This window comes from Micromonospora sp. NPDC049836 (genome assembly GCF_044465125.1).
Classification (GTDB): Bacteria; Actinomycetota; Actinomycetes; order Mycobacteriales; family Micromonosporaceae; genus Micromonospora.
The window spans coordinates 39,456-51,754 of record NZ_JBITLH010000013.1; the positions used below are offsets into that span (position 1 = coordinate 39,456).

The window sequence follows — 12,299 nt, forward strand, 5'->3', positions numbered from 1 at the left end:
GCCGCCGGCCGGGCCGGTCAGGGCCGGTAGCGGTAGCCCATGCCCGGCTCCGTGATCAGGTGGCGGGGGCGGGCGGGGTCGTCCTCGAGCTTGCGCCGCAGTTGGGCCATGTACTGGCGCAGGTAGTTGGTCTCGTGCTGGTATTCCGGGCCCCACACGTCGTGCAGGAGCTGCCGCTGGCTGATCAGCTTGCCGGGGTGGCGCAGCAGCTTGTCGAGCATCGCCCACTGGGTGGGGGTGAGCCGCACCGCGACGCCGTCGTCGCGGGTGACGGTGCGGTCGGCGAGGTTGACCGTGTGCCGACCCACCCGCGCGGTGGCCGTCGGGGCGGCGCCGTCGGCCGGTGTCGCGGCCAGCCGGCGGGTGACCGCGCGGATGCGGGCGAGCAGTTCGTCGACGCCGAAGGGCTTCGTGACGTAGTCGTCGGCGCCGGCGTCGAGGGCGGCCACCTTGTCCTCGCTGCCGGCCCGGCCGGAGAGCACGATGATCGGCACGGTGGTCCAGCCGCGCAGCCCCCGGATCACGTCGACGCCGTCGATGTCGGGCAGCCCCAGGTCGAGCACCACCAGGTCGGGCGAATGGCTGGCCGCGGCCTTGAGGGCCGCCGTGCCGGTCTCGGCGACCTGGACGTCGTAGCCGCGGGCACGCAGGTTGATCCGCAACGCGCGCAGGATCTGCGGTTCGTCGTCGACGACCAGGATGCGGATCATTCCTGGGGCCCTTCCGCGTGGGTCGGTGCGGCGGCGGGCAGGCGGAGCACCATGGTGAGGCCGCCGCCGGGGGTGGTCTCGGGGGTGATGCTGCCACCCATCGCCTCGGCCAGGCCGCGGGACAGCGCCAGCCCGAGACCGACGCCAGTGGTGTTGTCCCGGTCGCCGAGCCGCTGGAAGGGCAGGAAGACGTGCTCCCACTGGTCCTCGGGGATGCCGGGGCCGGTGTCGATGACCCGCAGCTCGACCTGCCCGGCGTGGGCGCTCGCGGTGATGGTGGGTGGCCGGTCGGGCGGGCTGTGCCGCAGCGCGTTGGCGACGATGTTGACCAGGACCCGCTCCACCAAGCCGGGGTCGGCGTGGGCGGCGGGCAGGTCGGTCGGGAGGTCGGTGGTGACGTCGGCGGCGGGCGGTCCCAGCTCGTCCAGGGCGCGGGGCACGATGTCCTCCACGCCGACGGGCACGGCGGTGACGCCGAGCGCGCCGGCCTGCAGCCGGCTCATGTCGAGCAGGTTCGCCACGAGGCGGCCGAGCCGGTCCAGGGACTCGTCGGCGGTGGCGAGGAGTTCGGCCTGATCCTCGGGGTCGAAGTCGATGTCGGGGCTGCGCAGGCTGGACACCGCGGCCTTGGCCGAGGCCAACGGCGTACGCAGGTCGTGGCTGACCGCGGCGAGCAGCGCGGTCCGCATCCGGTCGGCCTCGGCCAGCGGCCGGGCGGCGGCGGCCTCCTCGGTGAGGCGTTCCTGGCGCAGCGCGAGCGCGGCCTGCGCGGCGAACGCCTCCACCACCCGCCGGTCGGCGGCCTCCAGACGGCGCCCGGCCAGCACGACGGTGAGCCGGTCGTCCACCGGCACGGTGGTCTCGCCCGCGCTGGGGCTTCCCGGCGGCGCCGCACCGACGCTGGCCACCACCCGCCAAGCGCTCTCCTCGCGGGCCCGGGCCGGGCGCCCCTCGGCCTCGGCGGTCAGTTCGAGCACGCTGACCGCCCGCAGCCCGAAGGTCTCCCGGAGCCGGTCCAGCAGCGCGGGCAGCGGCCGTTCGCCGCGGAGCACCCCGCCGGCCACGGTGGCCAGGGTCTGCGCGTCGGCGGAGGCCCGCGCCGCCTCGCGGGTACGCCGGGCGGCCACGTCGACCACCCAGCTCACCGCGACGGCCACGCCGACGAAGACGCCGAGGGCGAGCAGGTTGTCCGCCTCGGCGATGGTCAGGGTGTGGTACGGCGGGGTGAAGAACCAGTTGAGCAGCAGGGAGCCGCCGAGCGCGGCGACCAGCGCGGGCCACAGGCCGCCGACCAGCGCCACCCCCACCACGCCGGCCAGGAAGAGCAGGATGTCGTTGGTCAGCGTGAGGTCCGGCAGCGCCTGCAGCAGCGACGTGAGCAGCGGCAGGCCCAGCCCGGCGAGCGCGAACCCGAGCAGCCGCCGCCGGCGTGACAGCGCCGCCGGCACCCCGGTCGTCCGCCGGCCCCGGCCCGCCTCGGGATGGGTGACCAGGTGTACGTCGATGGCGCCGGACAGCGCGGTGGTGTTGACCCCGACGCCGCGGGCGAACAGCTGGGCGAAGCGACCCCGGCGGCTGGCGCCCAGCACGAGTTGGGTGGCGTTCACGCCGCGGGCGAACTCCAGCAGCGCGGCCGGGATGTCGGTGCCGAGGACCTGGTGGTAGGTGCCGCCGAGGCTCTCGGTGAGGACCCGCTGGCGGGCGAGCTGGGCGGGGTCGGCGCCGGCCAGCCCGTCGCTGCGGGCCACGTGCACGGCCAGCAGGTCGGCGCCCTTGCTGCGGGCGGCGATCCGGGCCGCGCGGCGGATGAGGGTCTCCCCCTCGGGGCCGCCGGTGAGCGCCACGACGACGCGTTCCCGGGCCTCCCAGGTGGCGGAGATGCCCTGCTGGGCCCGGTACCGGTCGAGCTGCTCGTCGACCTTGTCGGCCAGCCAGAGCAGCGCCAGCTCGCGCAGCGCGGTGAGGTTGCCGACCCGGAAGTAGTTGCCCAGCGCCGCGTCGATCTTGTCCGGCCGGTAGATGTTGCCGTGCGCCATCCGCCGGCGCAGCGCCTCCGGGGTCATGTCGACCAGTTCCACCTGCTCGGCGGCGCGGACGATCTCGTCGGGCACGGTTTCCCGCTGGGTGGTGCCGGTGATGCGCGCGACGACGTCGTTGATCGACTCCAGGTGCTGGACGTTGACCGTCGACAGCACGCTGATGCCGGCGTCGAGGAGTTCCTGGACGTCCCGCCAGCGCTTGTCGTGCCGCGAGCCGGGCACGTTGGTGTGCGCCAGTTCGTCGACCACCACCACCTCGGGCCGGCGGGCGAGCACCGCGTCGAGGTCCATCTCGGTGAACTCGGCGCCCCGGTAGGTGATCGTGCGACGGGGCACCTGCTCCAGGTCGCCGATCATGGTCGCGGTGTGCGGGCGGCCGTGCGTCTCGACCAGTCCGATGACCACGTCGGTGCCGCGTTCGGCGCGGCGCTGGGCCTCCTCCAGCATGGCGTAGGTCTTGCCCACGCCCGGGGCGGCGCCCAGGTAGATGCGCAGTTCTCCGCGGGACACGCAGCCGATCCTTCCTGGTCGGGGGGCCGCTGGCGAGGCGGTCAGGCAGAGCGCTCCGCCCGGCGGACGACCCGCTCGCCGGGCCGGGCCGGCCGGGGGCCGGCCCGGCCCGGGCGCGGTGTCAGCGGGCGGGGAACCGCTCGTCGAGGGCGAGGTTGAGGGCCAGCACGTTGACCGCGGGTGCGCCCAGGAAGCCCAGCGACCGGCCCGAGGTGTGCTGCTCGACCAGGCGACGGACCGCCGCCGGGTCCGCGCCCCGCTCCCGCGCCACCCGGTCCACCTGGATCTCGGCGTACGCCGGGCTGATGTGCGGGTCGAGGCCGCTGCCGCTGGCGGTCACCGCGTCGGCGGGTACCGCCGGCTCGGCGGGGGCGTCGCCGCGGATCGGGGTGACGATCGCGCCGGCGGCCACGTAGTCGACGCCCGGCTCCGCCGGCTCCACCGGCACGGCCTGGTAGGTGGTCAGGAACGGCGGGGCCGGGGCGGCCTGGTTGACGCTGACCACCCGGGTGATCGGGCCGGTGAGCCCGTCGGCGCGGAACACCGCGAGCACCGCGCCGACCCCGTCCGCTGTGCAGTACGGGCGCCGCCCGTCGACGCCGTCGAGGTCACCGACGGCTTTGCTGCGCGCGCAGACCTGGGTGAGCAGGCTCGGCGTCGACTGCTCCGGGTCGGTGGCGATGATGTCGACCACGCTTTCCGGGCCGAGGTTGCTGGCGGCGGTGGCGGTGGGGTCGTAGCCGTCCCCGGCGACCGAGGGACGGGACTGGAAGTAGCGCGGGACGGGGTTGCCGTCGGCGTCGGTGAACGCCTGGCCGATCAGCGCGCTGCCGACAGGCGTCCCGCCGGCGCGGACGAGTGACCCGTCGGCCCGGTCGGCCAGGCCGGGGAGCCGGCCGACGGCGACCAGGGCGAGCGGGTAGGCCAGGCCGAGCAGCACGGTGAAGACCAGCAGCGCGCGCAGGGCGGCGAGGTGGTGGGCGAGCCAGGTGGGTAGGCGCATCACGAGATCCCCGGAATGAGCTGGATGAGCAGGTCGATGAGCTTGATGCCGAGGAACGGCACGACGACGCCGCCGAGGCCGTAGATCAGCAGGTTGCGGCTGAGTAGCGTCGACGCGGCGGCCGGCCGGTACCGCACGCCCCGCAGGGCGAGCGGGATCAACGCCACAATGACCAGCGCGTTGAAGATGACCGCGGCGAGGATCGCCGACTCGGGGCTGGCCAGCCGCATGATGTTCAGCGTGTCCAGGCTCGGGTAGAGGCCGGCGAACATGGCCGGGATGATCGCGAAGTACTTCGCGATGTCGTTGGCGATGCTGAACGTGGTCAACGCGCCCCGGGTGATCAGCAACTGCTTGCCGATCTCCACGATCTCGATGAGTTTGGTGGGATCGGAGTCGAGGTCGACCATGTTGCCGGCCTCCTTCGCGGCCGACGTGCCGGTGTTCATGGCCACCCCGACGTCGGCCTGGGCGAGCGCCGGCGCGTCGTTGGTGCCGTCACCGGTCATGGCCACCAGCCGGTCGCCCTCCTGCTCCTTCCTGATGAGGGCGAGCTTGTCCTCCGGGGTGGCCTCGGCGAGGAAGTCGTCCACGCCGGCCTCGTCCGCGATGGCCTTCGCGGTACGCGGGTTGTCGCCGGTGATCATCACGGTGCGGATGCCCATCCGGCGCATCTCGTCGAACCGTTCCCGCATCCCGGCCTTCACCACGTCCTTGAGATGGATCACCCCCAGCGCGCGCGCCGGCTGACCCGCGACGTGCTCGGCCACCACGAGTGGCGTGCCGCCGGTGCCGCTGATCGCGTCCACGATCTCCCCGACCTGGGCGGTGGGACGGCCGCCGTTGTCGCGTACCCACGTCATCACCGCCGCCGCGGCGCCTTTGCGGACCCGGCGGGCCGGGCCGGCATCGGCGGTGAGGTCGACGCCGCTCATCCGGGTCTGCGCGGTGAACGGCACGAACGTGGCGTGCGGGATCAGGCCGGGCTCCCGCTCGCGCAGGCCGAACCCGTTCTTGGCCAGCACGACCACCGAGCGGCCCTCCGGTGTCTCGTCGGCGAGGCTGGACAACTGCGCGGCGTCGGCCACCTCGGCGGCGGTGACCGCCTCGACGGGCAGGAACTCGGCGGCCTGCCGGTTGCCCAGGGTGATCGTGCCGGTCTTGTCGAGCAGCAGCGTGTTGACGTCGCCCGCCGCCTCGACCGCGCGGCCGCTCATCGCGAGGACGTTGCGCTGCACGAGACGGTCCATGCCGGCGATGCCGATCGCCGAGAGCAGCGCCCCGATGGTGGTGGGGATCAGGCAGACCAGGAGCGAGACCAGCACCACCCCGGTGACCCCGGCGTCGGTGATCGCCCCGGAGTTCGGCGCGGCGGCCTGGTAACCCTTCGAGAAGATCGCCAGCGGCTGCAGGGAGACCACCGCGAGCAGGAAGATGATCGTGAGCGCGGCGAGCAGGATGTTCAGCGCGATCTCGTTCGGGGTCTTCTGCCGATTGGCCCCCTCGACCAAGGCGATCATGCGGTCGATGAAGCTCTCGCCCGGCTTCTGTGTGATCTTCACGATGATCCGGTCGGAGAGGACCCGGGTGCCGCCGGTGACCGCGCTGCGGTCGCCGCCGGACTCCCGGATCACCGGGGCGGACTCGCCGGTGATGGCCGACTCGTCGACGCTGGCGATGCCCTCCACCACGTCGCCGTCGCCCGGGATGATGTTCCCGGCCTCGACCAGCACGATGTCGCCCTGGGTGAGCTGCGGCGCCGGGACGGCCTCGTCCCGGTAGGTGTTCGCGGCGGCGCCCGGCGTCCAGCCGACCAGCCGGGTGGCGACGGTGTCCTTCTTCGCCTGCCGCAGGGTGGCCGCCTGTGCCTTGCCCCGGCCCTCGGCGACCGCCTCGGCGAGGTTGGCGAAGAGCACGGTCAGCCAGAGCCAGACCGCGATCACGATGGCGAACACCGACGGGTCGGCGACGGCGAGGACGGTGGTGAAGGCGGCGCCGATCTCGACGATCAGCATCACCGGGTTGCGCCAGAGGGTGCGCGGGTCGAGCTTGCGCAGGGCGTCGGGCAGGGAGCGGCACAACTGGGCGGGGTCGAGCAGGCCACCGCCGGCCCGGTTGCCCCGGGTGGCCGGGGTGCCGGCGGTCGCCGCGTCGGCGGTGCCGTGCGGTGCCGGCGTGGACGGGATCATGTCCTTCTCTCTCATGGTGGTCACAGCCCTTCGGCCAGCGGGCCGAGCGCGAGGGCGGGCAGGAAGGTCAGCGCGACCAGGACCACCGTGACGCCGACGACCATGCCGACGAAGAGCGGCCGGTGGGTCGGCAGGGTGCCCTCGGACGCGGGGGCAGGCGCCTGGCGGGCCAGCGAGCCGGCCAGGGCGAGGACGAAGATGATCGGGAGGAACCGGCCGAGCAGCATGCACAGCCCCAGCGCGGTGTCCCACCAGGTGGTGTTGACGGTGATGCCGGCGAAGGCGGAGCCGTTGTTGTTGCTCGCCGAGGTGAACGCGTAGAGCACCTCGGACAGGCCGTGCGGCCCGACGTTGAGCGCGGTCGCGTGGTGACCGGTCGCGAAGGCCGCCGCCGTGCCGGTCAGCACCAGCGCCGGGGTGACCAGGAAGTACAGCGAGGCGAACCGGATCTCGCGGGACCCGATCTTCTTGCCCAGGTACTCCGGGGTGCGGCCGACCATCAGACCGGCCACGAAGACCGTGATCACCGCCAGGATCAGCAGGCCGTAGAGGCCGGAGCCGACGCCGCCGGGCGCGACCTCGCCGAGCATCATGTTGACCATGGTCATCATGCCGCCGAGCGAGGTGAACGAGTCGTGGAACGAGTTCACCGCGCCGGTGGAGGTGAGCGTCGTGGCGGCGGCGAAGGTGGCGGAGTTCGCCACGTCGAACCGCACCTCCTTGCCCTCCATCGCGGCGCCGACCGCCTGCGGCACCGTGCCGTGCCCGGCCAGCTCGAAGGCGTTGGTGAGGGCGACGCTGGCCAGCGCCAGGACGGCCATCACGGCGGTGATCGCGTAGCCCTGCCGGTTCTGGCCGACCATCCGGCCGAAGACCCGGGGAAGGCTGAACGGGATCAGCAGGATCAGGAAGATCTCGATCCAGTTCGTCCAGGTGGTCGGGTTCTCGAACGGGTGGGCGCTGTTGACGTTGTAGAACCCGCCGCCGTTGGTACCCAGCTCCTTGATGACCTCCTGGCTGGCCACCGGCCCGCCGGTGATCGTCTGGGTGCCGCCGGTCAGGGTGCTCACGTCGGTGCCGCCCGACAGGTTCTGCACCGCACCGCCGATCATCAGGGCCAGCCCGCCCAGCACCGCGACCGGCAGCAGGATCCGCAGGACGATGCGGGTCAGGTCGACCCAGAAGTTGCCCAGCTCGCCGGCGCGGCTGCGGGCGAAGCCGCGGACCAGTGCCACCGCCACCGCAATGCCGACGGCGGCGGAGACGAAGTTCTGCACCGCGAGACCGGCCATCTGCACCAGGTGACCCATGGTCGACTCACCGGAGTACGACTGCCAGTTGGTGTTGGTCACGAACGACACCGCCGTGTTCCACGCGCCGTGTGGCGGCACCGCGGGCACGCCCAGCGACAGCCACAGGTGCTGCTGCACCCGCTGGAAGGCGTAGAGGAAAAGGATCGAGACGGCGGAGAAGGCCAGCACGCCGCGGGCGTACACGCCCCAGGACTGCTCGGCGGCCGGGTTGACCCCGACCAGGCGGTAGACGCCCCGCTCCAGCCGGGAGTGCCGGGTGCCGGAAACCGCGCGGAACAGGTAGTCGCCGAACGGCTTGTGGACCGCGATCAGGGCTCCGATCAGCGACAGGACGAAGATGACGCCGGCTGTCGTCGTGGTCATCAGAAGCGCTCCGGGAACAGCAGGGCGACGACCAGGAACACACCCAGGCCGACCGCCAGCACCAGGCCCACCGCGTTGACCGCGCTCACCGCTTCTCCACCGCCCGCACCACCATGGCGAGCACCGCGAACAGCGCCACCGTCAAGGCCACGAACACCACGTCAGACACGGCTGACTCCCCTTACCGGAACTGAGTTCGTCACGACCGTCAGTCGGTCGCGCCGGGCAATCAAAGCCCCTCAGATACCGGCCGGACAGGGCCGTTGACGCAACCATGACGCCGGCCGCCGGATTCTTGACGCCCTTTTAACGCCGGGCCGTTGAGCACGTGAAACGGGTCACCGGCGGTGCGGGGTGAGCGGCGCGGGCAGGGCGTCGGCCGGGGTGGATGCGTACGGGTGTTCCGCCGGCGGCAGCGGGCCGGCGGGCCGTAGGTCGAGCCGCCCGGAACCCGGGTTGAGCCGGCGGGGCGCAGGTCGAGGCGCCCGGCTGAGTGCGGGTCGAGCCGGCCGGGCCGGGTGCGAAAGATGGGACGGCTGCGCTAAGCCTGGGCGTCGAGGTCACGCACGGCGTAGCGGAGGTGCTCCCACTCCTCGTCGAAGATCACGTGGAGGCAGTGCCGGACCGGCTCCTCGTGCTCGGGCCACCAGGCGGTCGGCCGGGGCTCGGCGAGCAGTTCCGGCGTGACGTCCCGGAGGAAGTCGCGCACCATGGCCTGCCGCTCGGCACGCAGCTCGAGCACCTCGGCGAAGCTCGGCTGTGCGGTGGCGAAGACGGACATGTCGAAGCCGTCCGTCTCGTACTCGGCGTGCGGCTGCCCGAGCGGATGGAAGGGCTGCGGCCGGCGCAGGATCGCCTTGCCGAGCCAGGCGTCGATGGCGAACGCGAGGTGGCGCAGGGTCTGCGCGAACGACCACTCGCCGTCGACCGAGACGTCGACGGTGCCCTCGGGCATGGCCTCCGCCCGCTCGACCACGGCCGCCCAGGCGCGTTCGAGGCTCGACCACGCCGTGCGCAGGCCCTCGGGATCCTCGGCGTGCCGCAGCTCCCGCCCCGGAAACCGCCGGTTGAGTTCGGCCTCGACGAGCGGCACGACGTCGACGGAGTTGACCAGCAGCGGGCCGTCCGTCAGCCAGGGCGCGTCGATGTCGAGCCCGCGCACATCGACGCCGCGCATCACCGCGCCGGCCAGCGTCGATCTGCGGAAGCGCGCGCCCTGCAGGTCCCGGTCCACGAAGGTTGTGCTGTCGCCCTGGGCCACGGCGCTCTCCCTTCCGTTGGCGATCGCGTCCGTCGGCGATCGAGGCGATGCTAGCTGGCGGGTCCGACCGAAAACGCGACGCGCCGGGTCCGGGGCCTACCGGTGACGATCGCGGCCGGGGGAGAGTCAGCCGGGTCGGTGGTGTCGTCCCTCCGCTGTGGAGTCGGTGGTCTCGACCCGGGCGATGAGCAGCTTGAGCCGCCCGATCTCGTCGGCCAGCGCGGTCCTGCCGGCGGGGGTGAGCGTGACCCAGGTCCGGCCGCGCCGGCCGGCGTACCCCTTCTCGATCTCGATGAGGCCGGCGGACTCCAGCACGCCCAGGTGCTGGGAGAGGTTGCCGGCGGTCAGCTCCAGCTGGGTCCGCAGGTAGCCGAACTCGACCCGGCGGGCCTCGTGCGTGATGGTGAGGACGCCGAGCCGGACCCGCTGGTGCACCACGTCGTCGAGGCCGGTGACCGGGTGGGCGGACGAGGCGTCCGGGTCCGGGCTCGCGGCCCCGCCGGTCACCGCCGCCACCGGCGGGCCACCCGGAAACCGGCCGCGCCCAGCAGCAGCACGGCGCCGTTGACGACCTGCGGCACCAGGGACTCCGCCAGGTATCCCCCCGGGGCATGCCCGCCCAGGCCGATCGGCACCAGCACCACCGCGAGGTAGCCGAGGGTGAACACCAACAGCGCGACATGGCGCTCCAGCCAGGCCAGCACCAGCAGCGCGACGCCGATGGTGCCCGCCGGTTCGAGCAGCCGGTGCAGCAGAAGCACCCAGTAGGGGAACGGCTCGGTCGCCGGCGGGCGGCTGAGCAGGTCCTGGCGGCTCACCAGCCACACGACCGTGCTCAGGACGGCCAACGCGACGCCGGTGAGCGCGTACGGCAGCACCCGGGTGCCCAACCCTCGCGCCCGGGCGACCCGCACGGCGTACCCGGCGATCGCCAGGTAGGCCAGCAGCAGCGCCGGCGGCCAGTAGAGCTCCGGGCCCAGGTGCCGCCCGACCTGGCACATGGAGCCGCCCGCCACGCTGGGGTCGCTGATCCACGCGCTCGGGGACCCGCAGTCGGCGTCGAGCGAATACCAGGCGATCGGGATCGCCGCGAACGTCACCACGGCGAGCACCAGCAGCGCGACCGAGGTCACCCGCTGGTCCAGACGCACCCGGCGGGCGAGCGCGCGTACGTCGGACAGCAGCCGGCGGGGGTCGTCGCCGGCGGGTACCGAATCGGTGGTCATGCCAATAGGTTTCCACAACAAACCTGTTTCCGCTAGTGACTTGGGCGGCCGCCGCACGGTGGGCCCACAGCAGGCGCAGTCGCGCGGGTCCCGGCTCCGCGCGAACCCGGCTCGTGCGCCGACCGCCGGCGCCGGCGGCGTCGGCCGGGGGAGCTTGATCGCCCCAACTGGCTGTGCCCGTTCCTCGGCACTCAACTGGGGCAATCTACGATCCCCTGGTGAGCCTCGGCCTGGACCTGCACCTCGACCTCTCGCCCGTCCGGCCCGGGCGGTCGTTGGAGGCGGCGCTGCGCGCCGCCATCCTGGACGGCCGGCTCGGCCCCGACACCCGGTTGCCCGCGGCCCGGACACTCGCCGCCGACCTCGGCATCAGCCGCAACACGGTGGCCGACGTGTACGCGCAGCTCGCCGCCGAGGGCTGGCTGGAATCGAGGGTCGGCGCCGGAACCTGGGTCTCCGGCCAGACGCCGTCGTACCTCCAGGCGGGGCTGCGCCAGCGGACGGTCCGGCGGCGCTGGGTCGATCTGCGGGGCGGGATACCGGACACCGCCGGGTTCGCCCGGCGGGAGTGGGCGTCCGCGGCCCGCCAGGCGGCCCTGGACGTCACCACCGCCGAGCTCGGCTACCCCGACCCGGCCGGCACCACGCGGCTGCGCGGCGCGCTGACGTCGTACCTGGCCCGCACCCGTGGCGTCGCGGTCGAGCGGGAACGGGTCATGGTCGGCCAGGGCTTCGGGGAGCTGCTCGTGCTGCTGTGCCGGGCCCTGCGCCAGCGCGGCGCGACCCGGATCGCCGTGGAGGAGTACGGCCACGACACCCACCGCCGCCTGATCGCCTCGACCGGCATGACGCCCGTACCGCTGCCGGTCGACGAGGACGGCGCCGACGTCCAGCTCCTGGCGCGGCTCGACGTGTCGGCGGTGCTGCTCACGCCCGCCCACCAGTTCCCCGTCGGCGTGCCGCTGGCCGCCGAGCGGCGCCGCTGGCTCGTCGGCTGGGCGGAGCGGCACGACGCCGTCGTCATCGAGGACGACTACGACGGCGAGTTCCGCTACGACCGGCGGGCGATCGGGGCGCTCCAGTCCCTGGCGCCCGAGCGGGTCGCGTACCTGGGCACCGCCAGCAAGGCGGTGGCGCCGGCCGTCGGCCTGGCGTGGGGGGTGCTGCCCACCTGGCTGCTGCCCGACGTGCTGGAGCAGCGGGCGCTCTCCGGCGGGCAGCCGGCGGCGCTGCACCAACTGGCGCTCGCCAGGTTCGTCGAGGCGCACGACTACGACCGCACCGTCCGCCGGCTGCGCGCCACCTACCGGTCGCGTCGCCGGCGCCTGGAGGAGGTCGTCGCGGACCGGCTTCCCGGTTGCGAGGTGACCGGCCTCGCCGCCGGCCTCCAATGCCTGCTCACCCTGCCGGCCGGGACCACCGAGGAGGCGGTGGAGCAGGAAGCCGCCGCGCGCGGGCTGCGGTTGGAGGGGCTGAGCTCCTTCCACTTCGGACCGGCCCGCCAGCCGGCGGGGCCGGCCCTGGTGATCGGGTACGGCGGCCCGACCCCGGGACAGTACGAGACGGCGCTCGAACTGCTCGTGGCGAGCATCCGGGGGAGTGCCCGACGGCGAGCGGATTGACCCAGGAGGCAGCCGCCAGATTGCCCCAGTGAACTGGTGCGATCGAGTTCTAGCGTCCTCGGC

10 protein-coding genes are annotated in these 12,299 nt (G+C 73.5%); 1 reads left to right on the forward strand and 9 read right to left on the reverse strand.

Annotation, left to right across the window (positions count from 1 at the left end):
* Positions 1-17 precede the first annotated feature (17 nt).
* The 9 genes from ACIBPB_RS27790 to ACIBPB_RS27830 form a co-directional block, all read right to left on the reverse strand.
* Complete coding sequence (locus ACIBPB_RS27790; RefSeq protein WP_396842392.1) at positions 18-710, reverse strand: response regulator; 693 nt, start codon at positions 708-710, stop codon at positions 18-20.
* Positions 707-3,259, reverse strand: a complete 2,553-nt coding sequence (locus tag ACIBPB_RS27795; RefSeq protein WP_396842393.1) for a DUF4118 domain-containing protein — start codon at positions 3,257-3,259, stop codon at positions 707-709. Before ACIBPB_RS27795 ends, ACIBPB_RS27790 begins: the two co-directional genes overlap by 4 nt.
* A gap of 121 nt (positions 3,260-3,380) precedes the next feature.
* Complete coding sequence (locus tag ACIBPB_RS27800; protein WP_396842395.1) at positions 3,381-4,262, reverse strand: potassium-transporting ATPase subunit C; 882 nt, start codon at positions 4,260-4,262, stop codon at positions 3,381-3,383.
* The gene (gene kdpB, locus ACIBPB_RS27805) at positions 4,262-6,451 is read right to left on the reverse strand and encodes a potassium-transporting ATPase subunit KdpB (protein WP_396842467.1); all 2,190 of its coding nucleotides are present in this window, start codon (positions 6,449-6,451) and stop codon (positions 4,262-4,264) included. Before kdpB ends, ACIBPB_RS27800 begins: the two co-directional genes overlap by 1 nt.
* 20 nt (positions 6,452-6,471) lie before the next feature.
* Positions 6,472-8,127: a potassium-transporting ATPase subunit KdpA gene (kdpA, locus tag ACIBPB_RS27810; RefSeq protein ID WP_396842396.1), complete on the reverse strand. Its 1,656-nt coding sequence runs from the start codon at positions 8,125-8,127 to the stop codon at positions 6,472-6,474.
* Entirely contained in the window at positions 8,127-8,216 is a 90-nt protein-coding gene (kdpF, locus tag ACIBPB_RS27815) for a K(+)-transporting ATPase subunit F (RefSeq protein ID WP_357323899.1), read from the reverse strand. Before kdpF ends, kdpA begins: the two co-directional genes overlap by 1 nt.
* A gap of 452 nt (positions 8,217-8,668) precedes the next feature.
* The gene (locus tag ACIBPB_RS27820; RefSeq protein ID WP_396842397.1) at positions 8,669-9,388 is read right to left on the reverse strand and encodes a DinB family protein; all 720 of its coding nucleotides are present in this window, start codon (positions 9,386-9,388) and stop codon (positions 8,669-8,671) included.
* Between the two features lie 126 nt (positions 9,389-9,514).
* Positions 9,515-9,904: a winged helix-turn-helix domain-containing protein gene (locus ACIBPB_RS27825; RefSeq protein WP_396842398.1), complete on the reverse strand. Its 390-nt coding sequence runs from the start codon at positions 9,902-9,904 to the stop codon at positions 9,515-9,517.
* On the reverse strand, positions 9,892-10,614 hold the full coding sequence (locus tag ACIBPB_RS27830; RefSeq protein WP_396842399.1) for a hypothetical protein: 723 nt from the start codon (positions 10,612-10,614) through the stop codon (positions 9,892-9,894). Before ACIBPB_RS27830 ends, ACIBPB_RS27825 begins: the two co-directional genes overlap by 13 nt.
* Before the next feature lie 218 nt (positions 10,615-10,832).
* Between ACIBPB_RS27830 and ACIBPB_RS27835 the strand changes: the two genes are divergently transcribed.
* Positions 10,833-12,236, forward strand: a complete 1,404-nt coding sequence (locus ACIBPB_RS27835; RefSeq protein WP_396842400.1) for a PLP-dependent aminotransferase family protein — start codon at positions 10,833-10,835, stop codon at positions 12,234-12,236.
* Positions 12,237-12,299 lie beyond the last annotated feature (63 nt).

What these genes read in the sequence shown, in the direction of transcription:
- kdpB (WP_396842467.1), bottom strand. Translation starts at nt 6,451, where the DNA reads ATGATCCCGTCCACGCCGGCACCGCACGGCACCGCCGACGCGGCGACC.
- ACIBPB_RS27830 (WP_396842399.1), bottom strand. Translation starts at nt 10,614, where the DNA reads ATGACCACCGATTCGGTACCCGCCGGCGACGACCCCCGCCGGCTGCTG.
- ACIBPB_RS27800 (WP_396842395.1), bottom strand. Translation starts at nt 4,262, where the DNA reads ATGCGCCTACCCACCTGGCTCGCCCACCACCTCGCCGCCCTGCGCGCG.
- ACIBPB_RS27790 (WP_396842392.1), bottom strand. Translation starts at nt 710, where the DNA reads ATGATCCGCATCCTGGTCGTCGACGACGAACCGCAGATCCTGCGCGCG.
- kdpA (WP_396842396.1), bottom strand. Translation starts at nt 8,127, where the DNA reads ATGACCACGACGACAGCCGGCGTCATCTTCGTCCTGTCGCTGATCGGA.